Below are 23990 nucleotides of genomic sequence, written 5' to 3' on the forward strand. Positions count from 1 at the left end.
CGATCTCACAACGGGAGCATCGGTGACACTCCTCCAACCGGTGCAGAAACAGAAACTGTAACCAATGTCCTGACACAATATGTAACACATGTCTTGACACCGTACATCGAAGACGGACCCGCCCTACAAGGCGTGCGTTAGGGTGCGTGGTGCACGGGGACGTACACCACGCACAGGCACCGTAATTGAAGATGGATTCCCGTCCGCCACGGCGGACCTTACGGCTTTCGAGGGAATGACAGAACTTCGTTCTGTCCCACTCTGGCGGGTTCGAGGACGGACCCGCCCTACGAGTACTGGCGGGTTCGAGGACGGACCCGCCCTACGAGTACTGGCGGGTTCGAGGACAGACCCGCCCTACGAGGACTGGCGGGTTCGAGGACGGGCCCACCCTACAAGGCGTGCGTTAGGGTACGTGGTGCACGGGGACGTACACCACGCACGGTAGTATTGTCGGGCGGGTCCCACCTGCCGTTCGTCGGAGGCGGACTCACTTTAGGTGGGCCACAAACGACAGGGTACGTGGTGCACGGGGACGTACACCACGCACGTATTTGGAAATGAAACGCAGCAACGATAAGCAGTGAAGTGAGTCGCGTGAAAGTAGAACTGACCAACAAAAACGATCTCAAGCGGGAACTCAATATCGAGGTGCCGGCCGAACGGGTCGAATCCGAAATCAGCCGCAAACTGAATGATTTCCGCAGGCAATCCACGATCAAAGGCTTCCGCAAAGGCAAAGCGCCGCTGACCATGATCAAGTCTTTGTACGGCGACGAGGCGCGCGCCGAAGTGGCCGACGAGTTGATCAAAGCCACCCTCTCCGACGCGGTCAAGGAAAAGGACCTGAAAATCGCCGGGCCGCCCACCCTGACCAAGCTCGATTTCACCGAGGCGGGCGATCTGGTGTTCAGCGCCGAAGTGGAAGTGTTCCCGGAACTGGGCGCGATAACGTACGACGGGCTGTCGGTGACGAAGTCAAAACTCGAGGTGCCGGACGCCGATGTCGACGAGATAGTCGGATTCTACCGCCAGCGCTACTCGGAAGTTCGCGAGGTGAACCGCCCGCTCGGTGAAAACGACGTGGCGATGCTGGATTTGTCGAAGGTGGACGATCCGCGCGGGATCATGCCGAAAGACACGTATGAGGATGTCGAGATCGATTTAGCCAAGCCGACGACGATCGCGGAGTTCAAAAAGGAACTGCCGGGGCTGAAGGCGGGCGAGTCGAAAGACGTGAAAGTCACCTATGCCGACGATTACGGCGACGAGCGGATGGCGGGGGCGACGATCACGTACAAGGCGACCGTGAAGAAGGTGCAGGAACGGCTGCTGCCGGAATTCAACGATATACTCGCGAAGCGGACCGGCCAGGCCGAGACGGCGCTGGAACTTCGGATGAACATCCGCAAAGAACTCGAGGCGGAGCGCAAGGATGTCGCGAGAAACCACCAGCGGGGGGAAATAATCCACCAGATGTGCGAGAAAAATCCGATCCCGATCCCGGAAAGCCTGACGGAGGAATATCTCGACGCGATGGTGAAGGATTACCAGCAGCAGTTCCCGGGGGCGAAGGAAGAGGAGATTCGGAAGAACTACCGGGAGAACGCGATAAATTCGATTCGGTGGAACCTGTTGTACCACAAGCTGGCGGAGCAAGAAAAGATTGAAGTTTCCCCGGCGGATACCGAAAACTGGATTAACGGGTTTGCGAAAGCCAACAATGTGACCCCGGAGCAGGCCAAACAGGCGCTGTCGAAATCGGGGCGGGCGAACACTATCCGGGACTCGCTTCTGGAACAGAAGGTACTGGATTTTCTGTTTGAAAAAGCCCGGGTGGTGGAAACCGCGTAGGCCGCCGGCAGTTGAATAACAAAGGATGGTTCTTGCACATAAGAAGGGAGTTATGGACGACAAACACATCACCAGCTATCTGATCCCGATGGTGGTCGAGCAGACCGGTCGGGGCGAGCGCGCGTACGACATCTATTCCCGACTGCTCAAAGACCGGATCATATTCATAGGGACGCCGATCGACGACAACGTTGCGAATCTGGTGATCGCGCAGTTGTTGTTTCTGGCGGCGGAGGATCCGGACAAGGATATTTCGTTGTATATCAATTCGCCGGGCGGGTCGGTGTCGGCCGGGCTGGCGATGTACGATACGATCCAGTTCATCAAGCCGGACGTAGCGACGATCTGCATGGGGCTGGCGGCCTCGATGGGCGCGTTTCTGCTGGCGTGCGGAACGCAGGGGAAGCGGTCGGCGCTGCCGAACAGCCGGATCATGATCCACCAGCCGCTGGCGGGCACGCAGGGGCAGATCTCGGATATCGTCATCATGACCGAGGAGTTCACGCGGACGAAGAAGCGGCTCAACGAGCTTCTGGTGCATCACACCGGGCAGCCGATGGAGCGGATCGAGAAGGATACCGACCGGAATTATTTCATGTCGGCGAACGATGCGAAGGAGTACGGGATAATCGACAAGGTGTACGAGTTCCCGTCAACCAAGAAGACGAAAGAGTAGTCGCGCGAGGATCGGACGCGACCGTCTCGTAAGGATAGGATTCTTATGGCACACGAAACAGGCCCGCCGGAACTGACGCATCGCTGTTCGTTCTGCGGCAAGCCGTACACGCAGGTCAAGCGGCTGTTTTCGGGGCACAACTCGTACATCTGCAACGAGTGCGTGTCTCTGTGTTCGGATTTGCTGACGGCGGCGCCGGACGGCGATGCGGCCGAGGAGATTACCAATCTTCCACGGCCGGCGGATATCAAGAATTTTCTCGACCAGTACGTGATCGGGCAGGAGACCGCCAAGAAGACGGTGTCGGTGGCGGTCTACAACCATTACAAGCGGATCAACTCCTATGCGCGCCGGCTGGCCGAGGGCAACGGCAAAAACAGTTCGAACGATGTCGAGCTGGAGAAGTCGAACATTTTGCTGCTCGGTCCGACCGGGACGGGCAAGACGTTGATCGCGCGGTCGCTGGCGAAGTTTCTGAAGGTGCCGTTCACGATCGCCGACGCGACCGTGCTGACCGAGGCGGGGTATGTGGGCGAGGATGTGGAGAACATACTCGTGCGGCTGTTCCAGGCCTCGGACTTCAATCCGCAGAAGACCGAGCGCGGGATAATCTATATCGACGAAATCGACAAGATCGCGCGCAAGGACGGCAACCCGTCGATCACGCGCGACGTTTCGGGCGAGGGCGTGCAGCAGGGGCTTTTGAAGATTCTCGAAGGCACGATCGCCAATATTCCGCCGAAAGGCGGGCGGAAACATCCGGAGCAGGCATTCGTGCAGATCGACACGACCAACATCCTGTTCATCTGCGGCGGGGCGTTTGACGGTCTCGAGAAGATCGTGGCGCGTCGTTTGGGGAACAAGGTGGTCGGGTTCGAGGCGAAATCGCAGCGGATCGCGCTGGATTCCGAGGAGATATTCAAGAACGTAACGCCGGCGGATCTGATCGAGTACGGGTTGATTCCGGAGATGGTCGGGCGCATTCCGGTGACGGCGGCGCTCGGTCCGCTGGACGAGGCGGCGCTGTTGTCGATTTTGACCGAGCCGAAAAACGCCCTCACGCGGCAGTACGCGAAACTGCTCGAGATGGAGGGCGTGAAGCTGACGTTCGAGCCGGGCGCGCTGAAGGCGGCGGTGAAGATCGCGCTGGAGCGCAAGACCGGCGCGCGGGCGCTGCGGTCGATTTTCGAGAAAGCGATGTTGGATGTGATGTACGACATACCGTCGCATCCGGAACTGGCCGAAGTCGTGGTCACCGAGGAGGTGATTGCGAAAAATGCGGAGCCCCGGAAGGTCACGCATGCGGAGAACAAAAAGGCCGGGTAAGTTTGGCACCGAATGGACGAGTCAACAGCCCGCCGAAAGGCGGGCTGTTTTTTGTTTGGGGGGGAGGTGGAGCAGAGGTTGTCGTCGGTGGTGGCCTACCATTCAGGGCCTGTTGAACAACCGCTCGTGAACCCGTGTCTTCGGGTGATAGTCCGTCGCGCAGGGCCGACATTCGACGAAAGTCATTGAGTACAAATAGAGGTTTTGGCGAGTGCAGTCGGGCGGGGTCGCCTGACCGCACTCACATCGGCTTTTTCAACAAGCCTGTTATTGTGGGTAGCTCGTGCGTGGCGCAACGGCGGGTTCGAAGGCGGAGCCGCCTGGCGAGCTATAATCGTCCGAGTTGCTCGAGGTCTTCGCGGAGTTTCGGTTCGCTTTCGAACAAAATCGCGGGCAGGCCGGCAGCAACAGAGGCCTCGACATTCACCTGCAAGTCATCGATAAAGACCGCTGTATCACGGAATCGGGACGCATCAAGTGCGGCCCGATAGATCGGTTCGGCCGGTTTCATGTAGCCGACATCGTAAGACAGCACGAGTTCATCGAAATGGCGCCCGACAGCGAACTGTTGTTCGATCCAGGCGAAATGCCAGGGGGAAGTGTTCGACAGCAGGATCAACTGCGTGGTCGGCTTGAGCTCTTCGAGCAATGCGATCATGGCATGATCGAGCTCAAACATCGGCGCCCAGATATCGCGTAATTGATCGGTGGTGAGTGACAGGCCAAGGGCACGGTTGACCTGACGCGTGAACTCGTGTTCGTCGATTTTGCCCGTCTCGAACAGGGTCTCCGGTTCGCCGAAGAAAACACTCTGCTTGATCTGCATCGGCTCCATGCCGCACATCGGAGCCAGCTTGCGGCATGGAATCAGCACCTCGAACGGACAAATGACCTTGCCGAGGTCGAATATGAGTGTCTGCGTGACGCGTCGGGTCGTCATGGTGCGATATACCCCAGGATGTATTTGACGGAGATGAACAGCAGCGCGGCTATCAGGATGACCTTGATGATATTCGGTGAGACAAAGCGTTGCAGGTATGCGCCGGTGTAGACGCCGAAGGCGCCTCCAAGCCCAAAGGACAGGCCGAGCAGCCAGTCCGGCTGAATGATTGTGCCGCCGGTAAGTAGCGGCGAGATGAAGACGAATATAACGACACCCGCCACCGATGTGATCCATGTCCCCAGCAGCATGGCGCCGGCGATGGAATGAACCGGGAGGTGGTAGATGGAGACGAAATACGGCGAAAGAATAGCACCGCCGCCGATCCCGTAAATGCCGCCGACAATTCCGAACACGAGGCTGAATAAGATGATCGGTTTGGTTGCCATAGCGTACGACTCACCGCCGTACGAAAAGGTGATAGTCTGCAGGCTGAAATGTTCGTCGGTGACTGTTGCCGGTCCGCTGCCGTTATTGACGGTTACGGAGCGTCGTTTCCGGATGATATCCATCACCAGCCGTGCGCCGAGATAGAGCAGGACACAACCCACAAAGAACTTGAACGCCGCAGGGTCCGGCAAATAGCGGATCCTGATCCAGGCGCCGATTGCCACGCCGGGAAGTGTGCCGAGACCGGTGGCCATCGCCAGCGACCAGACCATCCGTTGGTCACGGTGAAAGCGCCACACACCGGACGGAATGGCGATGATGTTGAAAGCCATGTTGGTGGGTGTAACTCCCGGTCCGGTGTATCCCAAAGCACTTACCTGAAACGGCAGAAGAATGAAGGCCCCGGTAACGCCGCCGGTCGCCGTGATGGCAGAGATGGCGAATGCGACCAGCGAGGGAAGCCACCAGTACGTTTCGACGCCGGAGACAGGGAACTCAAACATGGGCGATATGGTACGGAGGAAAGCGGGGGCGGGCAACGGGAGAATAGGGGCGCCGGGATCGCCGGGGTTCCGGTAACTGGCCGGACGGCAGCGGCTTGGCAAAAACAGCTTGCTTTTTGCGGTCCGGGCGGTATTTTTCGGCGGTTTTCGATAGCCTCTTACGGCAGAGTACGATAACTCTACAAATCGACTCCGGCATTCTATGCGATGACAAACGAAACCAAGATAGAAGGTACCAATCGATGAAATTTGAAGATCTGATGCAGGACGGCGTGGTTGTTCTTGATGTTTCCGGAAAAATCATGGGTGGTGAGGAAGCTACTCTGTTTCACGGGAAGATTCACGAATATATCAGCTCCAACAAGAAGAACATCGTCGTCGATCTCGGCAAAGTCGACTGGATGAACTCGGTTGGTCTTGGGATGCTTATATCGGCGTTGACGACTGTCAAGAACTCCGGTGGTCGTCTCGTGCTGTGCCGGATCGATAAGATCGAGTCGATCCTGACCATAACGCGGCTCATCTCGGTATTCGAGCATTACGACAGTCGGCAAGAGGCTATCAAGTCGTTCAAGTAACGATATCTGCGGCGATCAGAATCAGGACCCTCCCGTTCGGGAGGGTCTTTTTTTGTGCAACCGACGTCACCCGAAAGCCGTACCCGTAAGCATGGGAGTTCAGGTGCGAGTGGTCGGGTCAACGCTCGTGTGTCTTGGTATCGGTCTGCTGGCGGTGGTCGGGGGGGACCTTCAGGCGCAGGACAACTTTCGGCCCCAGTTCAACCCGGTATTGGAAGTTTCGCCGCTGGTGGGCGAGGTTGTAATCGACGGCAAGACCGATGACACGGGGTGGCGAACGGCGGCCCGGGCGGCCGGGTTTGCCGAAAACGATCCCGGCGATCAAGTGCGCCCGCCGGTTGAATCCGAAGTCCTGGTCACGTTCGACGAGGCCAATCTCTACCTGTTGTTCAGGGCGTATGATGATCCGGCGACCATCAGGGCGACGCTGGCTGAACGGGACAATATCTGGCAGGACGACTATTTCGGCATCATCTTCGACACCTACGGCGACCAGGCATGGGCCTACGAGATGTTCGTGAATCCGTATGGCGTTCAGGGGGACCTTCGCTGGAATCGCGGCAACGAAGACATGAACTACGACCTCGTGTGGTACTCGGCGGGTGCGATCACGGAGGAAGGGTACGAAGTCGAGGTGGCGATTCCATTCCGGTCGCTCCGCTTTCCCAACCGCGCACAGCAGGAATGGACGGCAAATTTCTGGCGAAACCATCCGCGCGACAGTCGTCGGCGATACTCCTGGGCGGCGCTTGACCGCGACAATCCATGCTGGCTGTGTATGTTCGGAACGATTCGCGGGATCTCGAATGTCGTTCCCGGCGGCAAGCTGGAAGTGCTGCCGTCGGTGGTCGGATTCCAGTCGGGACAGCTCGAGGAGTACGGGAACGGGGGCGAGCATTTCGAAAATGCGGATCCCGACGCTGAACCGGGCTTGAATCTCAAGTACAATCTCGCGACCGATCTGACCGCGGAGGGATCGATCAACCCGGATTTCAGCCAGGTGGAGTCCGATGCCACGCAGATCGACGTCAATTCCACGTTCGCGCTCTACTTCGAGGAACATCGCCCCTTCTTTCAGGAGGGCAGCGACCTGTTCGACAATTTCATCGATGTGGTGTACACGCGGACAATCAACGATCCGCAGGTGGCGGGCAAGTTGTACGGGCGGCTGGGGCGGACGTCGGTAGCCTACGTCGCGGCGCAGGATGAGCGCGCGGTGGTGCTGGTGCCGGGCCACGAACGGAGCTGGCTGGCGCCGGCGGACAAGGCGTTTTCTAACGTGCTTCGCGTGAAGCAGACCCTGCTCGAAGATTCGTATGTCGGGGGGACGGTCACGGACCGTCGGCTCGACGGCGGCGGATCGGGAACGGTGTTCAGCACGGACGGGAGCATACGGGCGCTTACCAACTACTCGGTCGAGTTTCAGGCGGCGGTGAGTCATACCGATGAGCTCGACACACCGTTTCTGGGGCCGGCGCCCGAGGAACAATCGCCGACGTTCGACAACGGGCGACATACGATCGAGTTTGACGATGAGCGTTTTTGGGGGCACGCGGTCTACGCGTCGGTGGAGCGCAGCGCGCGGGTGTGGAATTTCAATGTCGACTACCAGGAATACTCGCCTCGGTTCCGTGCGGACAACGGTTTCGTGAGCCGCGTGAACACGCGTCAGATCGAGGCGTGGACCGGGTTGTACTATCAGTACGATGCGCACCCGGTCATCGACGCGATCGAGCCGAGCCTGACCGTTGCGCGGGTGTGGGATTTCGAGAAGCGGTTCAAGGACGAGTGGGTGGTGCCGACGCTGTACATGCGGCTGAAGGGTCAGACGCAGGTATCCATGAACGTGCTGTTCAGCCGCGAGCAGTTTCGCGATACACTGATTACCGGGATTCTCAGATACCATGTCGACGTGGATGCGCACTTTTCCAAGCCGGTATCGGCGGGATTCAGCTTTACGACAGGTCACTCGCTGGTGCGGTTCATGGAACGGCCGGTACTCGGGCAGACTAAAGAGTTGTCGATGTGGTCGCGGATAAAGCTCAGCCGGCGGATGACGGTGGAGCCGGAGATCAGCTATCTCTCCGTAGACCTTTTGCACGACACGGACACCTCGATATTCACCAGTCCGGCCGTATCGCCGGGACAGGGGGTGTCCTCGACCTGGGTCTGGCGGACGCGGTTCAACTACCAGTTTTCCCGTCCGCTCAACTTGCGGCTGATCGTGGAGTATTTCGATGAAAAAAACGAGTACCGTCCTGATGAGAGCACGCGTCAGCTGCTGGTTGAGCCGCTGTTGACGTATGAAGTCAACCCCTTCACCATCTTCTACATAGGGTCATCGCACGACTACACGGATTATGAATATACGGGGCTCGGGGAAGTTCGGCGGTCGGCCCAGCGGTTCTTTTTGAAGCTCCAGTATCTATTCCGCGCGTAGTTCCGCAAACGATGTTTCTCACTTGGTGCGCGCATTCGCGCCGTATATCTTGTGACAGGGCATATCGCGAGAGGTCATACACGTATGGGTCAGTCAATCATTCAGGTAGATGCGTTCGCGGACAAGCCGTTTGGGGGCAATCCGGCAGCCGTCTGCGTGATGGACGGACCGGGTAACGAGCAGTGGATGCAGGCCGTGGCGGCGGAGATGAACCTCTCCGAGACCGCCTTTTTGAGTCCTGCGGACGGGGGTTGGAGAATCCGCTGGTTTACGCCGGTGGTTGAGGTGGAGTTGTGCGGACACGCCACGCTGGCGTCGGCGCACGTGCTGTATTCCGACGGTCACGCACGGTCGGATCAGCGGATCGTGTTTCATTCGAAAAGCGGGCCGCTCTATGCGGTGCGCGACGGTGAGTATGTGTCGCTCGATTTTCCCGCGGCGCGAACGGAACCGGTCGATCCGATTGAGGACGTGGTTGCTGCGCTCGGGGTCAAACCGGTGTTCTTTGGAAAAGCACGGTTTGATTACCTGATCGAAGTGGGTACGGAGACCGAAGTGCGAACCTGCACGCCGGATTTCAATCTACTTACAAAGACGAGAGTGCGCGGCGTGATGGTGACGTCCCGCAGCGCGGGGGAATTTGATTTTGTGTCGCGGTTTTTTGCTCCGGGGGTAGGGATTGCCGAAGACCCGGTGACCGGATCGGCTCATTGCATTCTGGCGCCGTACTGGAGTCAACGGCTGAACAAGGATACCATGCTGGCGTACCAGGCGTCGCGTCGCGGCGGCACCCTGCGGGTGACGGTTGCCGGAGACCGGGTGCACCTTGCGGGCAAGGCCGTAATCGTGATGCGCGGTGAACTGCTGGTTTGAACGAAGTACGTGCGTCGCAGCGGTCGTTTCACGACCGACAGACACGTACATCCTTAGATGGCGCTCTCGATAGATGACGGCGACCGAGAACGATCTATGCTGAACGGAATTCATATTCTGCTGACGTATGCCTGCACGAACGAGTGCGATCACTGTTTTCTGCACTGTTCGCCGAGGGCGACAGGCACGTTTACGCAGCATCAGCTGCAGCGTCTGTGGCGCGAAATCGATTTGGTCGGTGGTATCACGGGCGTGTATTTCGAGGGCGGGGAGCCGTTTTTGTTTTATCCGCTGATGATCGAAGGTATACGGGCCGCGCGCGAACAGGGGTTGACAGTCGGTATTGTCACGAACGGCTACTGGGGAACGTCGGTCGAAGACGCCGAGCTGTGGCTGGGGCCGCTGGTCGAGATGGGGATTGACGATCTGAGTATCAGTGATGATGACTACCATGCATCGGATGACTACCGGCCGGCGCAGATGGCGATTGCGGCGGCTCGCAAGCTGGGGTTGCCGGTTGAAAGCATCTGTATCGGACCGCCGAGCGTGCGGTCAGCCGCTACGGTCGGCAAAGGCGAACCGATCGTAGGAGGCGGCGTGCGTTTTCGCGGGCGGTCTGCGGAGAAGCTGACGGCCGGGTTGCCGCGTCGGCCCTGTCGGGAGTTTACACGGTGTGACCGAGAGGAACTCGCAGACCCGAAGCGCGTTCATGTGGACTGTTTCGGTAACGTGATGGTGTGCCAGGGGGTCTCGATCGGCAACATGTGGACGATCGGGCTGTCGACGCTGTTTCGGCAGTATCGCCCGCACGAGCATCCGATTGTCGGCCCGCTTCTGAAGGGTGGACCGCTGGAACTGGCGCGAGCGTACGGCGTGGAGCACGACGATTCGTATGTTGACGAGTGCCACTTCTGCTACGACGTGCGCAAGAAGCTTCGCCCTCGCTTTCCGCAGTATCTCACGCCGGGGCAGGTGTATGGGGAGTAGTCCGACGGGCGGCTGTGCTGCTGATTCTCCGGCGTCCGGTTTCGCCCGGCAGCGTGGTGCACGGGGACGTACACCACGCACGAGTAGTTCGACGGGCGGCTGTGCTGCTGATTCGCCGGCGGCCTGATTCGCCCGGCAGCGTGGTGCACGCGGACGTACACCACGCACGGGAAGTTCGACGGGCGGCTGAGCTGCTGATTCGCCGGCGTCCTGATTCGCCCGGTAGCGTGGTGCACGCGGACGTACACCACGCACGAATAGTCCGACGGGCGGCTGAGCTGCTGATTCGCCGGCGTCCGGTTTGGCCCAGTAGCGTGGTGCACGGGGACGTACACCACGCACGAGTAGGGAGAGCATCTAGTACTGGTATTGCGGTTCCCAGCCGTTGACGCCGTCCTGGAGCATGTCAAAGATCGGCCAGACGGCGCAGAAGTCATCGCCGGGACCAAACCAGGTGTGAGCGACGCGTCTGATCGTCCCATCCTTATCGCGATGGAATGTCGACACGCCCGGCTGCGGGCTGCCGTCATCGTGCATATATCCCATGGCTTTCGAAAACGGGCTGCCGGCTCCGGAGAGAATCTTGAACCGCCAGTTGCGTCCCTCGGCGAATTTTTTCATGACGTCGTGCGGGTCGTTGGACACGACCACAAACGACGCTCGGCTGGCAAGATGGTCGTACAGCCCGTTGAGGCCGTCGGCCCACAGCGTACACCATCGGCAGTGCTTTCCCATGTTGTGGACGACGATGAGATCATCGTTGTTGCCGAACAGGCTGGAGAGCCTGACGGTTTCGCCGCCCTTGTCGCGAAGGGGGTGGTCCTCGACTTGCTCGCCGGAGATTTTGCGGCGGAGCTTGAGGACTTTGTTTTTCATCTTCTCGAGGTCTTTTTCGGCCTTTTGCAGCTGCGATGCGAGCGCGGCTTTGGAAGCGGCGGGTGTCATAGGGAGCTCCTTGTCCGGGATAGTGTGCGATCGTGATACTTATGATATTATACGGTCGAAAGCAACATTTGGCACGCCGGGGCAGTCAGGTATTGTTCTTCTCTCACCTTTCGGCCCCGGACTCCCCGGCGTCCGGTTTCGCCCGGCAGCGTGGTGCACGAGGACGTACACCACGCACGGGAAGTTCGACGGTCGGCCCGGCTGCTGGTTCGCCTGCGTCCGGTTTCGCCCGGCAGCGTGGTGCACGAGGACGTACACCACGCACGGGAAGTTCGACGGTCTGCCCGGCTGCTGGCTCGCCTGCGTTCTGTTTCGCCCGGCAGCGTGGTGCAAGAGTACGAACGGCACGCACGAATATCACATCTTGCCGGGGCGGGCGGATGTCGGCGCCGTGTCCGCCACAATCCGGTTGCATCGGCGGTGTGCGCGCCTATATTCGCTGAATGACTTCGGATTGGCTGCTCAAGGATTTGAACCCGGCCCAGCGCGAGGCGGTGGAGACGACCGACGGTCCGTTGCTGGTAATCGCCGGGGCCGGTTCGGGCAAAACCCGGGTGTTGACGCGCCGCCTGGCATACCTGCTGGTGTCGCGGAAAGCGACGCCGTACCAACTGCTTGCGGTGACGTTCACCAACAAAGCGGCGGGCGAGATGAAGGAACGGGTCGCCGAGCTGGTTGGCGGGTCGGTCGTCGATATGAACGTCTCCACATTCCACTCGTTTTGTGCGCGCCTGCTTCGCCGCGAAGCGGCCGCGATCGGTTACGATACCAATTTCACTATATTTGACGCCGATGACGCCCTGTCGCTGGTGAAAAGCTGCCTGAAAGACCTGGGATTCTCCGACGGTCAGTTTCCACCCAAGGGGCAGATGCGCAAGATTTCCGATGCGAAAAACCGACTGATCGGTCCGGATACGTTCGCCCAGCAGTCTTCAGGCTATTTCGAATCCCGTACGGCGGAGATATACAAGCTGTATCAGGCCCGGCTCCGGTCGTGCAACGGGATGGATTTTGACGACCTGCTGTTCAACGCCGTGGTGCTGCTTCGCAACGGCGCCGGGCTCGGCGAGAAGTATCGGCGGTTTTTCCGGTATATCCTGGTCGACGAATACCAGGACACCAACCACGTGCAGTACCTGCTGCTGAAAGAGCTGGTCGGTGCGGAGAAAAACATCTGCGTCGTGGGTGACGAGGATCAGTCCATTTACGGGTGGCGCGGCGCGGACATCAGCAACATTCTCAATTTCGAGAAGGATTTTCCCGGCGCGAAGACTATCAAGCTGGAACAGAACTACCGTTCGACCAGTCGCATTCTCCGCGCCGCGTCATCGGTGATCGCCAACAACGACATGCGCAAGGGAAAGACGCTGTGGACCGATGTCGGGGAGGGCGAGAACCTCGAATTGTACCTCGTGGACAACGCCGACGAGGAAGCGACGCGTATTGTCGAGCAGATCGACAACAAGCAGCACGACGTACTGCTGAAAGACACGGTCATCCTGTATCGCACGAACGCGCAGTCGAGGCCGTTCGAGGAGCAGTTGCGACGGCGGGGGCTGCCGTACCAGATTGTCGGCGGCGTGGGCTTTTACCAGCGCAAAGAGATCAAGGACCTTCTGGCGTACCTGAAGCTGATCGTCAACATCAAGGACGATATCTCATTCGCCCGCGTGATCAACTACCCGAAACGCGGTATCGGGGACAAAACACTGCAGGCAATCGCGATACTTGCGGCGCGGGAGAGCGTACCGCAGTACGAGATTGCGCTCGGGGCCGACCGGCGGCCGGAGCTGTCGGGGAAAGCAAAGCGAATCGCGCCGTTTACGACGTTGATAGAGAAATTCCGCACGGACCTGGACCACCGGCCGGTCGATCTTCTGATTCAGGACCTGGTGACCGATCTCAATCTGATCGGAGAACTGCTGGCCGAGGATCCGGTTGCAGGCCAGGGGCGGGTGGACAATATCGAAGCGTTCATCGAGGGGGCGTCGGAGTACGCCCGTCACAACGGCGAAAACACGCTGGCAAACTATCTTGCGGAAATTTCGCTGTTTACCGATATCGATGCGTACCGGGAGATCGAGAACAAGCTCACCCTGATGACGCTGCACGCCGCCAAGGGACTGGAGTTTGACACGGTTTACCTGGTCGGGCTGGAAGAGGGGTTATTCCCGCTGCAGCGGACGGTGATGGAGCCGATGGAGCTGGAGGAGGAGCGCCGGTTGTTTTATGTCGGCGCCACTCGGGCGAAAAAGAAGCTGTGTTTGTCGTCGGCGACCACGCGGTTTCGGTTCGGCGAGGTAGAGTCGATCCCGTCGCGGTTTATCAAGGAGATACCGACGGAATTGATGGACGTGCGCGACTACCGCTCGCGGCATGTGTATGCGCAAACCGGTTCGGCGGCCACTGTGCCGTCGTTTCTCCCCAAGCGTTCCGCCCGGTCGTCCGCGGAGCCGGGGGAACTTCAGTACGAATACGAAGACGAGCACGGATTCAAGGCCGGGCGGATCGTGATGCACCCCACGTTCGGGCGGGGACGGATCATGAAGGTCGACGGGTACGGCGAGTCCGTCAGGCTCGAGATCATGTTTTCGGGTATCGGTATGAAGAAGATCATGGCGAAGTACGCGAGACTGAAGGTGATCGGGTAACCGTTTGTAGGCGGGCGACTGCTGCCCTTGATGCAATCTTACAAAAGAACGCGCAGTACCATGAAAGAAATTCCCGCGGTCCTGACCAGCCTGGCAGGGAAGAGACCAATTTTCCATTCAGAAGCTGACTTCCAACATGCATTTGCTTGGGAAGTTCACCGGATGTTCCCTGATGCCTCTGTCCGCCTGGAGTTGCCGATTCAAGTGGGGAGTCGGTCAATTCACGTCGACATCTGCATACGGTATCGGGATGAAATCGCGGCTGTGGAGCTTAAGTACAAAACTCGCGACTTGACGGTCGACAGAGATGGCGAAAGGTATCGACTGAAGAATCAGAGTGCTCAGGATACCGGCAGGTACGATTTCATAAGAGACATTCAGCGGCTGGAGCATGTAGTTGGCGGACACGTCGCATCCGTTGGTTATGCGATCCTGCTTACTAATGACAGCTCCTATTGGACCGGCCCCGGAAAGACTGATACCGTAGATGCCAAATTCAGGGTTCACGACGCACGAATCCTGGAAGGAGAACTTGGCTGGGGCCCAAATGCCTCGGATGGTACGATGAAAGGGCGCGAGAAGCTCCTCAAGTTGCGTGGCAGATATGTTGTTGAGTGGATGGACTTTTCCCGTCCAAGTGATGCGACTTACGGCACGCTTCGTTCGCTGACAATTGCAGTGGCTGATCCCGTGAGTCGTTGAGTGGCTACCTTGTCACCTAAGGCACGGCCGCAATGATCCGTCACCCTGAGCCCGTCGATGGTTGGCGACTCCAAGTCAGGCTTCATCAGGCCCAGCTTGACCGGTTGCACTCTTAAGCCGCGTATGGTAAGATTACAGTACAGGACCAGTCATGAACACACTCAGGTACCTTCGGAGAATCGGGATCGAGGCGCTGCAGCCCGCAACGCTCGCGGGACTGGCACGGCTGCAGGAGCAGCACGTGCTCACGGTGCCGTTCGAGAATCTCGATATCCGCCGCGCGGTGCCGATTGAGTTGGAGACGGGGGCTCTTTTCGACAAGGTAGTCGTCAGGCGGCGCGGCGGATTCTGTTACGAGCTCAACGGGCTGTTTTGTGAGTTGCTTCGGGCGCTGGGCTATGCGGTCGATCTCGTATCGGCGCGTGTATTCAGCGATTCGGGAGACGCAGGGCCGGAATTCGACCACATGGCGTTGATCGTAACGATGGGAACGGAGCGGTATCTGGTCGATGTCGGATTCGGCGACTCCGCGCGGCATCCGATCCGTCTGCCGAACGGCGAGGTCGAGGATATCTCGGGCCGGTACCGGGTGCGGCCAAGAGAAGCGGATTCGGGATGTTATGTACTCGAACGGCGGGTCGATGACGGCTGGAAGCCGCAGTTTCGGTTTACGGACCAGCCGCGGGAAATTGCCGAGTTTGCGGCCATGTGCACGTACCATCAAACATCGCCCGACTCACACTTCACGCAGCGGAACATGATAACGATCGCGACGCCGACGGGCCGTTTCACGCTGACGGACAGCAAGGTGATCGAGACCGAGAGCGGCGTGAGGATGGAGACGCCGGTTTCGTCACACGAGGAGTATGAGCGTACTCTGGCGGAGCGGTTCGGGATACGCTTCTAAGTCGGAAGAATTCGATTCGTTGTTTCAATGGGAGAGGAGTGCTGTTGTGATCAAGCTGACTGAGATTCTGACAGTGCGACGAGTGCCGCTCGATAGCTACAAGATACATCTGGCGACGTATAGACCTAAAAGCGATCCAATGGAGGCCTTTCGAAAAGGTGATTTCCAGAGATGGCAGGAGGAGCAGCAGAATCGGAATTTTAACTGCGACATCGTTCTTGGCTTGATCCAGATGGGGGGTGACAGGTGGCTATACGCTGGAGCATTCCGTGTACTGGGTGTGGTGCCGGGGACGAATACGCGATGGCTGTATTCGACCGAACTTCTGCCAGACCAGGAAGACTTGATTGGCAGGGTTATTGTCAAGTTTAAGAGGACTTTCCGATCGTCGTACATCCACGGTAGCCGTTTCGGCCACATGCTGGAGGTAACGCAGATACTTGAGGACTCGTATCTTGTGGATGACTTCCCCGGTTACAATTCGGTAAAACTTTCTTACGACCAGTTGAAACTCATTGTATCCCGAAGCGAGCCCGCTTGGAAGTCGGCCCTTTCCAGCATCAATGGGATATACCTGATAGTGGACAAAGAGACAGGCAAGGGCTATGTTGGTAGCGCGTGCGGTATCGGCGGTATCTGGCAAAGGTGGTCCGAGTATGCGGCGACCGGTCATGGGGGAAACCTTGAACTAGTATCGCTGCTGGAAAATGAGGGTGAGGCTTACGCAGACAATTTCCAGTATGCGGTACTCGAGATAGCTGATCCACAGACACCGCTTGACAAAGTGAATGATCGGGAGAACCACTGGAAAGAGGTTCTTCTGACAAGGACCCACGGTTTGAATAGTAATTGACCTGAACTCTAATGAGAGTTACAACGTTCGTTTGGCAACTCATGCGCCTGTCGGATTAGGTAATGGACCATCTCCACATTCGACAATATCGCCTGACCAACCTGCTCGGTACGGGTCGGCACGGGGAGACGTGGCTGGCGATCGACGAAGCGTTGCAGCGACCGGTCGTCCTGAAGTTTCTTCCGTCCGCGCTCGTGACCGATGCGGAATTTCGGCAGGGGTTTCTTGATGCGATGAAGCGCCTCAACGCGCTGAAGCATCGGTCGATCGCGGCGTTTTTCACGATTGATACCGAGACCGACCGTCCGTTCATCGTGCGGGAATATGCCGCCGGCGTCCCGCTTCGGGCGCACACGCGCGGCGAGCCCGTGTTTTACTCCGAGTTTCTCGGGATGGCGCTCCAGCTGGCCGGTGTCCTGCAGGCGGCGCATGTCGAGGACGTGGCGTTAGGCAATATCAGCCCCGACAACATCATTGTCGATGACGACCTCCGGATGGTGCTGGTGGACTCCTGTCTGCCGTGGAGCGGCGATCAGGATGAATCCGACGCGGCCGTCGTGGGCTCATGCAGATATCGTTCACCGGAGCAGCTCTCCGGCGAGCTACCGACGCCCGCCTCCGATATGTTTTCGCTTGGAGCGGTGTTTTTCGAGCTTTTGACCGGCGAGCCCGCGTTTGAAGGCGCCACGCTTGCGGCGATACGCACGGCGGTGATGTCGATCCCGGTGTCGTTTCAGTCGATGGCGGCGCAGCGCGTTCCACCGGAGGCGCGTCTGCTGCTCGAGCGGATGTGTGCGCCGGATCCGGCCGACCGGTTGTCGGCGTTATCGCTGGTGGCGAGCCTTCAGGAGATGAGGGAGCAGCACACGCGGGAGGTCGTGGACCGACCCTCGGACGAGGAGCCGCCATCGGGGAATCCGCGACGGGTTCTGGTCTTGTCGGCAATAGCTGTCATCCTGGTGATCATCTGGTTTTTGATGACCTATCGCGGCTATTAACATATTACTGTACAGATAGTTATCCCTCAATCCCCGGTTGGGGATCATCCTCACACACCCCAGAAAGTTATTGGCGATCGGCCCGTACGGGCGTATTATAAAGGGTTTGCACGGAGCGTTTCATTTTGATCCGGGAAAAGGCCCGTAGAGAGCCAATGAAGCTGAAACACAACACTGAGACGATAGAGATCAAATCGCGCCTGCCGGTGGTCCCGCTGCGCGATGTCGTGGTCTTTCCGCATATGATTTACCCGCTTTTGGTCGGGCGCAAGATGACGGTGAACGCCCTGCAGGAGGCGATGGTCCGGGACAAGCAGTTGTTTTTGATGGCGCAGCGGTCGCCCTCAATTGAAGTTCCCGCGACCGAGGATCTGTTCGATGTCGGCGTCGTGGCCCGCGTGCTGCAGGTCATGAAGATGCCGAACGGGACGCTGAAGGTGCTGGTTGAGGGGCTGGTTCGCGCCGAGGTAGTGCGGCTGGCCAAGACCGAGAACCATTTGTCCGCACGCATCCGCGTGATACCGCCCGATGTCGAGCAGTACGATCGCGAAACCGAGGCGCTGTCCCGCAAGGTGACCGAGCAGTTTGCGGAATACATTCGGCTCAACCGTCGGATACCCGACGAGGTACTGGTGTCGGTGGCGTCGATCGAGGAGTACACGCAGCTGGCGGACACGATCGCCGCCCATATCCTGCACAAGATCGAAACGAAGCAGGCGATTTTGTCGGCGTATTCGATCAAAGAGCAGTTCCGCATTCTGACCGACGTCTTGACCGAAGAGATCGAAATACTGCGCCTGGAGCAGAAGATCGACGGCTCGGTGCGGGACTCGATGTCGCGTTCGCAGCGCGAAATGTATTTGCAGCAGCAGCTCAAGGCGATCAAGGACGAGCTGGGTCAGGCGGATGACCAGTCGGCCGATGTCGAGGACCTGCTTTCGCAGTTGTCGTCCCGGGCCTACCCGCAGCGTGTGAAGGAGAAAGCCGAAGAGGAGATCAAGCGGTTGTCGCGGATGCATCCGTATTCGGCGGAGTCCGGCGTGGTGCGCAGCTATGTCGAGTGGCTGCTGGCGCTGCCGTGGGAAATCACGACCGAGGACCGCACGGACTTCAACGAAGTGCAGACGATTCTCGACGGCGACCATTACGGCCTGGAGAAAGCCAAAAAGCGGATACTCGAGCATCTCGCGGTGATCCGTCTTGCGGGCAAAGTCAAGGGGCCTATCCTGTGCCTGGTCGGGCCGCCCGGGGTGGGAAAAACGTCGGTGGGCCGGTCGATCGCACGGGCGATGGGTCGGAATTTCGTCCGCATGTCGCTGGGCGGGATCCATGACGAGGCCGAAATACGCGGGCACCGGCGCACGTATATCGGCGCCATGCCGGGACGGATCATCCAGGCTCTCAAGAAAACCGAGTCATCGAACCCGGTCTTTCTGCTCGACGAGATCGACAAGGTCGGAAAGGACTTTCGCGGCGACCCGGCCTCGGCCCTGCTCGAAGTACTCGATCCGGAACAGAACAATACGTTCAGCGACAACTATCTCGAGGTCGAGTACGATTTATCGGAGATCCTGTTTATCACGACGGCGAATACAACTGCGAGTATCCCCGCGCCCCTTCGAGACCGGATGGAGATCATCCGCCTGCCCGGATATCTCGAATTCGAGAAGGCGTCCATCGCGCGCGACTACCTGTTTCCGAAAGTCAAAAAGGAAATGGGTGTCGAATCCATGGATCTGTCGCTGAAGGACGACGCAATGTACGAAGTGATCCGGTACTACACGCGGGAGGCGGGGGTACGGGAACTCGAGCGCAAGCTTACCGAGATGGTGCGCAAGACCGCGGTGGACCTCGCCAGGGGCAGGAGAATCCGCCGCGTGGTGTTCAACAAGGCGAAGGTCGGCAAGTTGCTCGGACCGCGCCGTTATGTAGACACGAATTTGAAGACGCACCCGACGGTCGGCTATGCGGTCGGACTGGCGTGGACCGAAATGGGCGGCGAAGCGCTGCCGGTCGAAGTGCTTCCGATGCGCGGCAAGGCCAAGCTGACGCTGACCGGATCGCTGGGCGACGTGATGCGCGAGTCGGCGTCGGCCGCGCTGTCGTACATTCGCAACCATACCAAGCGGTACGGGCTGGCCGACGAGTTTTACGAAGAGATCGAGCTGCACGTGCACATCCCGGAAGGAGCCGTCCCCAAAGACGGACCATCGGCGGGAATCACTCTGGCGGTGGCGATGCTTTCGAGCCTGACGGGGATACCGGTCCGTACGGACATCGCGATGACCGGGGAGATCACGCTGACGGGAGACGTGCTGCCGATCGGCGGATTAAACGAGAAGCTGCTTGCGGCCAAGCGGAACGGCATCACCGAGATAATCGTGCCCGAGCGGAACCGCAAGGATCTGCCGGACCTTCAGCCGGAACTGCTGGACGGTTTGCAGCTGCATTTCGTGCGGCGGATCGATGACGTGATCAAGCTGGCGATGACGCAGGCGCCGGGCGATCGGCAGACTCGCCGGGCACAGCAGCCGGCGGCGAATCGTCCGAGTTGAGCCGCCTTCGGGTGCGCTGTGCGGGATACAACCGGGTGCGAGGAGGAGCGCGATAGGAGCGAGAGGGTTTAACGCGGAGTTTGTCGGCTCGTTTTTCGACATGCAGCAGATTCCGGTGGATCGGCGACCGCATGTCGCGCTGGCCGGACGGTCCAATGTCGGAAAGTCATCGCTGCTCAACCGCCTGGTCGGTCGCAGGGGGCTGGCCAAGGTATCGGGGACGCCCGGCAAAACGCGCTCGCTGAATTTCTTCCTCGTGAACGGGGCGTTTTACCTGGTGGACCTGCCCGGCTACGGATACGCCCGGGTGGCGAAAGAGATCAAGGAATCATGGGGCAGGATGATCGAAACGTATCTGCGCACGTCGACCGCCCTCGCGGGCCTGATACTGCTGATTGACAGCCGTCGGGAACCCACACCGGAAGACGTTCAGCTTCTCGACTGGCTCGCCGCCCGCGAGGTGCCCGCCCTAATCGCGCTGACGAAAGCGGACAAGCTGACACGCAGTCAGCTCGGTCGGCAGGAGGCGCACCTTGAGCGGGACCTGGGGTTGTCGGCGATCGTGACGTCGGTCAAGACCGGCGTCGGCAAACTCGAATTGCAGCGCGCGATTACCGAACTGGTAGAAGATTTCACAGTACGCTGAGAGGCGTTTGTTTATGAGCAAGAATAGAGTAGTTGTCGGCTGTCAGTGGGGCGACGAAGGCAAGGGCAAGATCGTCGATCTGCTGGCAGCCGGGGCCGACATTATCGCCCGCTTCCAGGGGGGGGCGAATGCCGGCCACACGATTCATGTCGGCGATAAAAAGTACGTTCTGCACCTGATCCCGTCGGGCATCATCCAGCCCGGCAAAACCTGCGTGATCGGCAACGGCGTGGTGCTCGATCCGATCGACTTCCGGACCGAGCTGGACTTTCTGTCGGCCCAGGGAATTGAATGCGCCGGGCGGCTGTTTGTCAGCCCCGCCACCAACCTCGTCCTGCCGTATCACAAGCTGATCGACGCGGTCGAGGAAGAGAACCGGGGGACGGGATCGATCGGGACGACCAAGCGGGGAATCGGCCCTGCCTACGTCGACAAAGTGGCCCGGCACGGAATCCGGGTGGCCGATCTGTTCGTCCCGGACCGCCTTCGCCGCCGGCTCGAGTACCAGCGCGTGATCAAGTCGCGATATCTGGAAGGCTCAACCGATGATCGGGCCGATCTCGACCGGACGTACCGCATGCTGCTCGAGATGGCCGAGATCATCCGGCCGATGGTGGCCGACGTGTCGCTGATGTTGTATCGTGCGCACCGGGAGGGCAAATCAATTCTTTATGAGGGCGCGCAGGGTTGCCTGCTGGATGTCGACCTCGGCACCTACCCGTTTGCGACGTCGTCCAACACCACCACGGGCGGCGCGCTGACCGGGTTGGGGATCGGGCCGAAAATGATCGACGAGGTGGTTGGGGTGGTCAAGGCTTACACGACGAGGGTGGGGTCGGGTCCGTTTCCGACCGAACTCGTGGACGCTACCGGCGAGGAAATCCGCCGCCTGGGCGACGAGTACGGCGCGACCACCGGGCGACCGCGGCGATGCGGCTGGCTCGACCTGGTCGCTCTTCGGCACGCCGTGCGAATCAACGGCGTGGATTCTATCGCGATCACCAAGCTCGACGTGCTGGACAACCAGCCCGAGATCAAGGTGTGCACGCATTACGAAATCGACGGCGACGTCAGCGATCAGGTGCCGCTCGATCTAACGCAGCTCGCATACGTGAAACCGGTGTATAAGTCCATACCGGGCTGGCAGGCGGATACCACCGGCGTGACCTCGTTCGACGAGCTGCCGCAAAAAGCGAAAGACTACCTGAACTATATCGCCACTGATCTTGACGTGGCTATCCGGGTCGTATCCACCGGGTCCAAACGTGACGAGACGATCGTGGTATAAGGTTGCAGGCGCCGGAACTACAGGCATATTGACTGATCGAAAAGAAATACATAAGGAGCTGATCCAGATGAAGAGAATGGTGACACTTGCCGCGATGTTTGCATGTGCAGTCGCTCTGCCGGCATTCGGCGGCGACGATTCCACGAAGGTGACGGAAGAAAAAGCCGTGACCGTAAAAGAGAAACCCGCGGTGACGACCGTGAAAAAAGTCGAAGCCGAACCCGGCGAGGTGGCGGAGCAGAAAATGGAATGGACAACCAACGAGTCGGGTCTGAAGTGGATGGACCTCAAGGTCGGCGAAGGCAAAGCGGCCGAGTTCGGTGACAATGTCGAATGCCACTATCATTTGTTCCTTGCCGATGAAAACGGCGAGAAGGGCAAGTCGGTGCAGAACTCGCGCGACGCGAACCCGCAGACCGGCCAGGTGCAGACGTTCAAGTTCAAGCTCGGCGACGGCAATTTGATCAAGGGCTGGAACGAGGGGATGGTCGGGATGAAACCGGGCGGCCTTCGGCGGCTGCTGATCCCGCCGGATCTCGGCTACGGTTCCCGCGCGATGGGCAACATGATTCCGGCGAACTCGACGTTGTTTTTTGAAATCGAACTGGTGAGCTATCCGGGCAAATAAGCAGGCCGACGATACGGAAAGATGAATGCGGGTGGCGCTTTGCCGACGGCACGCGACACCCGTTTTTTTGTGCGGGTCATTCGATGGAGACGGTCCGCACGGCCGGTATACGGCCAGTCCTTTTCGGGCACCTTCGCGCGATTCGACTGTTGTAGTCCGTACATGGAATAATTTGGACTGGGATGGCCCATGATGGCCGTCCCGCGAACACTCAGGAGGACTGCAATGGCACACACCCTTCCCGCATTGCCATACGCCTTTGACGCGCTCGAGCCGTATATCGACGCCACAACGATGGAAATCCATCACGACAAGCACCACCAGGCCTACATCACCAAACTCGTGGAAGCGATCAGCGGCAAAGCCGACCTCGAGAAAAAACCGGCGGAGGAGCTGGTGTCCAATCTCAGTGCGGTGCCGGAGAGCATCCGCACGGCCGTGCGCAATCACGGCGGCGGGCATGTCAATCACTCCTTCTTCTGGCAGATTCTGAAAAAGGACGTCAAGTTCGCCGGCCCGGCGGCCGATGCGATCACCCGCGAGCTGGGCGGATTCGATCAGTTCAAGGAGAAATTCACCGCCGCCGCGGTCGGGCAGTTCGGCTCCGGCTGGGCGTGGCTGGTGGTGAACGGCGGCAAGCTGGAGATTATGTCGACTGCGAACCAGGACTCCCCGCTGAGCGCGGGCAAAAAACCGATTGTGGGTGTCGACGTCTGGGAGCATGCGTACTACCTGAAGTACCAGAACAAGCGTCCCGACTATGTGGCCGCGTTTTTCAACGTGATCAACTGGGAGAAGGTCGGCGAGCTGTACACGGCCGCGACGAAGTAGCGTAACTTCTCCGAGCGAGAAAACGAAGCCGCCGCGGTCGACTCGACCACGGCGGCTTTTTGTGGCGCCTTTCGGCCGTGATGCTCTGACGGATGCCGCGTGTCGAAGGCAAAGACATCAATCGTTTTGTCGAATGCCATCCGCCTTCGGTGGATAAGCATCCGACAGCCGGACGAGGCCCGAAAACCCTTGCCGGGAGCGAACTTTGGCTGTCAAAAACCGGTTGACTTTGTACCGGTCCGGGGTATTTTAGACGACTACACGACAAGAGAGTCGAGGCGTTATGGGGGTGTAGCTCAGCGGTAGAGCTCCTGCCTTTTAAGCAGGCTGTCGAAGGTTCGATTCCTTCCACCCTCATAAGTTTCTTGCATATAGGCGCTTCGGCCGGGCTTACGGCCGGGGCGCCGAGTTGTTTGGCA

Annotated in this window: 20 protein-coding genes and 1 tRNA gene; 18 read left to right on the top strand and 3 right to left on the bottom strand. The window is 59.1% G+C overall.

Going from position 1 to position 23990, the window contains the following annotated elements; genetic code table 11:
- The first annotated feature begins 597 nt into the window (after positions 1 to 597).
- The 3 genes from tig to clpX are packed head-to-tail and all read left to right on the top strand — an operon-like array spanning position 598 to position 3856.
- On the top strand, positions 598 to 1854 hold the full coding sequence (gene tig / locus RBT76_13030; GenBank protein ID MDX9858709.1) for a trigger factor: 1257 nt from the start codon (positions 598 to 600) through the stop codon (positions 1852 to 1854).
- Positions 1855 to 1906: 52 nt separating this feature from the next.
- Positions 1907 to 2530: an ATP-dependent Clp endopeptidase proteolytic subunit ClpP gene (gene clpP, locus RBT76_13035; GenBank protein MDX9858710.1), complete on the top strand. Its 624-nt coding sequence runs from the start codon at positions 1907 to 1909 to the stop codon at positions 2528 to 2530.
- A gap of 45 nt (positions 2531 to 2575) precedes the next feature.
- On the top strand, positions 2576 to 3856 hold the full coding sequence (clpX, locus tag RBT76_13040) for an ATP-dependent Clp protease ATP-binding subunit ClpX (GenBank protein ID MDX9858711.1): 1281 nt from the start codon (positions 2576 to 2578) through the stop codon (positions 3854 to 3856).
- Positions 3857 to 4184: 328 nt separating this feature from the next.
- Here clpX and RBT76_13045 read toward each other — a convergent pair whose 3' ends face one another.
- Both RBT76_13045 and RBT76_13050 read right to left on the bottom strand, forming a co-directional pair.
- On the bottom strand, positions 4185 to 4796 hold the full coding sequence (locus RBT76_13045; protein ID MDX9858712.1) for an HAD family phosphatase: 612 nt from the start codon (positions 4794 to 4796) through the stop codon (positions 4185 to 4187).
- On the bottom strand, positions 4793 to 5689 hold the full coding sequence (locus RBT76_13050; GenBank protein ID MDX9858713.1) for a sulfite exporter TauE/SafE family protein: 897 nt from the start codon (positions 5687 to 5689) through the stop codon (positions 4793 to 4795). Before RBT76_13050 ends, RBT76_13045 begins: the two co-directional genes overlap by 4 nt.
- Positions 5690 to 5931: 242 nt before the next feature.
- Here RBT76_13050 and RBT76_13055 point away from each other — a divergent pair, with 242 nt between their 5' ends.
- The 4 genes from RBT76_13055 (at position 5932) to RBT76_13070 (ending at position 10567) form a co-directional block, all read left to right on the top strand.
- Positions 5932 to 6267, top strand: coding sequence for an STAS domain-containing protein (locus RBT76_13055; protein MDX9858714.1), 336 nt, complete (start codon positions 5932 to 5934; stop codon positions 6265 to 6267).
- A gap of 103 nt (positions 6268 to 6370) precedes the next feature.
- Positions 6371 to 8707, top strand: a complete 2337-nt coding sequence (locus RBT76_13060; protein ID MDX9858715.1) for a DUF5916 domain-containing protein — start codon at positions 6371 to 6373, stop codon at positions 8705 to 8707.
- 84 nt (positions 8708 to 8791) lie between these two features.
- A complete protein-coding gene (locus tag RBT76_13065) occupies positions 8792 to 9580 on the top strand; it encodes a PhzF family phenazine biosynthesis protein (protein ID MDX9858716.1) in 789 nt (262 codons plus the stop codon).
- A gap of 96 nt (positions 9581 to 9676) precedes the next feature.
- The gene (locus RBT76_13070; GenBank protein ID MDX9858717.1) at positions 9677 to 10567 is read left to right on the top strand and encodes a radical SAM protein; all 891 of its coding nucleotides are present in this window, start codon (positions 9677 to 9679) and stop codon (positions 10565 to 10567) included.
- Between the two features lie 357 nt (positions 10568 to 10924).
- On the opposite strand, the gene RBT76_13075 is transcribed toward RBT76_13070, so the two are convergent.
- Positions 10925 to 11512 carry a DUF899 family protein gene (locus RBT76_13075; GenBank protein ID MDX9858718.1) on the bottom strand — a complete coding sequence of 196 codons (588 nt, stop codon included), beginning with the start codon at positions 11510 to 11512 and terminating at the stop codon, positions 10925 to 10927.
- A 443-nt stretch (positions 11513 to 11955) separates the two neighbouring features.
- Between RBT76_13075 and RBT76_13080 the strand changes: the two genes are divergently transcribed.
- The 11 genes from RBT76_13080 (at position 11956) to RBT76_13130 (ending at position 23928) form a co-directional block, all read left to right on the top strand.
- The gene (locus RBT76_13080; protein ID MDX9858719.1) at positions 11956 to 14163 is read left to right on the top strand and encodes a UvrD-helicase domain-containing protein; all 2208 of its coding nucleotides are present in this window, start codon (positions 11956 to 11958) and stop codon (positions 14161 to 14163) included.
- Positions 14164 to 14223: 60 nt separating this feature from the next.
- Positions 14224 to 14865 carry a hypothetical protein gene (locus RBT76_13085; GenBank protein MDX9858720.1) on the top strand — a complete coding sequence of 214 codons (642 nt, stop codon included), beginning with the start codon at positions 14224 to 14226 and terminating at the stop codon, positions 14863 to 14865.
- 151 nt (positions 14866 to 15016) lie between these two features.
- Positions 15017 to 15772 (top strand): arylamine N-acetyltransferase, encoded by a 756-nt coding sequence (locus RBT76_13090; GenBank protein MDX9858721.1) that lies wholly within the window; start codon positions 15017 to 15019, stop codon positions 15770 to 15772.
- 46 nt (positions 15773 to 15818) lie between these two features.
- Positions 15819 to 16625, top strand: coding sequence for a GIY-YIG nuclease family protein (locus RBT76_13095; GenBank protein ID MDX9858722.1), 807 nt, complete (start codon positions 15819 to 15821; stop codon positions 16623 to 16625).
- 62 nt (positions 16626 to 16687) lie between these two features.
- Positions 16688 to 17623 carry a serine/threonine-protein kinase gene (locus tag RBT76_13100; GenBank protein MDX9858723.1) on the top strand — a complete coding sequence of 312 codons (936 nt, stop codon included), beginning with the start codon at positions 16688 to 16690 and terminating at the stop codon, positions 17621 to 17623.
- 155 nt (positions 17624 to 17778) lie between these two features.
- On the top strand, positions 17779 to 20178 hold the full coding sequence (gene lon / locus RBT76_13105) for an endopeptidase La (GenBank protein ID MDX9858724.1): 2400 nt from the start codon (positions 17779 to 17781) through the stop codon (positions 20176 to 20178).
- A gap of 52 nt (positions 20179 to 20230) precedes the next feature.
- Entirely contained in the window at positions 20231 to 20824 is a 594-nt protein-coding gene (gene yihA / locus RBT76_13110) for a ribosome biogenesis GTP-binding protein YihA/YsxC (GenBank protein ID MDX9858725.1), read from the top strand.
- A gap of 13 nt (positions 20825 to 20837) precedes the next feature.
- Positions 20838 to 22112 carry an adenylosuccinate synthase gene (locus RBT76_13115; protein MDX9858726.1) on the top strand — a complete coding sequence of 425 codons (1275 nt, stop codon included), beginning with the start codon at positions 20838 to 20840 and terminating at the stop codon, positions 22110 to 22112.
- Positions 22113 to 22179: 67 nt separating this feature from the next.
- Positions 22180 to 22740 carry an FKBP-type peptidyl-prolyl cis-trans isomerase gene (locus RBT76_13120; GenBank protein ID MDX9858727.1) on the top strand — a complete coding sequence of 187 codons (561 nt, stop codon included), beginning with the start codon at positions 22180 to 22182 and terminating at the stop codon, positions 22738 to 22740.
- Between the two features lie 225 nt (positions 22741 to 22965).
- Positions 22966 to 23571, top strand: coding sequence for a superoxide dismutase (locus RBT76_13125; GenBank protein ID MDX9858728.1), 606 nt, complete (start codon positions 22966 to 22968; stop codon positions 23569 to 23571).
- 285 nt (positions 23572 to 23856) lie between these two features.
- Positions 23857 to 23928: transfer RNA gene (locus RBT76_13130), tRNA-Lys, on the top strand.
- Positions 23929 to 23990: the final 62 nt, after the last annotated feature.

The sequence above is a fragment of the Candidatus Zixiibacteriota bacterium genome, assembly GCA_034003725.1.
Taxonomy (GTDB): domain Bacteria; phylum Zixibacteria; class MSB-5A5; order GN15; family FEB-12; genus WJMS01.

Bases quoted from the DNA above. Each gene is read 5' to 3' on its own strand.
- RBT76_13090 (MDX9858721.1), top strand. From the start codon at position 15,017: ATGAACACACTCAGGTACCTTCGGAGAATCGGGATCGAGGCGCTGCAG.
- RBT76_13115 (MDX9858726.1), top strand. From the start codon at position 20,838: ATGAGCAAGAATAGAGTAGTTGTCGGCTGTCAGTGGGGCGACGAAGGC.
- RBT76_13100 (MDX9858723.1), top strand. From the start codon at position 16,688: ATGGACCATCTCCACATTCGACAATATCGCCTGACCAACCTGCTCGGT.
- RBT76_13120 (MDX9858727.1), top strand. From the start codon at position 22,180: ATGAAGAGAATGGTGACACTTGCCGCGATGTTTGCATGTGCAGTCGCT.
- clpX (MDX9858711.1), top strand. From the start codon at position 2,576: ATGGCACACGAAACAGGCCCGCCGGAACTGACGCATCGCTGTTCGTTC.
- RBT76_13125 (MDX9858728.1), top strand. From the start codon at position 22,966: ATGGCACACACCCTTCCCGCATTGCCATACGCCTTTGACGCGCTCGAG.
- clpP (MDX9858710.1), top strand. From the start codon at position 1,907: ATGGACGACAAACACATCACCAGCTATCTGATCCCGATGGTGGTCGAG.
- RBT76_13085 (MDX9858720.1), top strand. From the start codon at position 14,224: ATGAAAGAAATTCCCGCGGTCCTGACCAGCCTGGCAGGGAAGAGACCA.
- RBT76_13055 (MDX9858714.1), top strand. From the start codon at position 5,932: ATGAAATTTGAAGATCTGATGCAGGACGGCGTGGTTGTTCTTGATGTT.
- RBT76_13070 (MDX9858717.1), top strand. From the start codon at position 9,677: ATGCTGAACGGAATTCATATTCTGCTGACGTATGCCTGCACGAACGAG.
- RBT76_13075 (MDX9858718.1), bottom strand. From the start codon at position 11,512: ATGACACCCGCCGCTTCCAAAGCCGCGCTCGCATCGCAGCTGCAAAAG.
- RBT76_13080 (MDX9858719.1), top strand. From the start codon at position 11,956: ATGACTTCGGATTGGCTGCTCAAGGATTTGAACCCGGCCCAGCGCGAG.
- RBT76_13050 (MDX9858713.1), bottom strand. From the start codon at position 5,689: ATGTTTGAGTTCCCTGTCTCCGGCGTCGAAACGTACTGGTGGCTTCCC.
- RBT76_13065 (MDX9858716.1), top strand. From the start codon at position 8,792: ATGGGTCAGTCAATCATTCAGGTAGATGCGTTCGCGGACAAGCCGTTT.
- RBT76_13045 (MDX9858712.1), bottom strand. From the start codon at position 4,796: ATGACGACCCGACGCGTCACGCAGACACTCATATTCGACCTCGGCAAG.
- lon (MDX9858724.1), top strand. From the start codon at position 17,779: ATGAAGCTGAAACACAACACTGAGACGATAGAGATCAAATCGCGCCTG.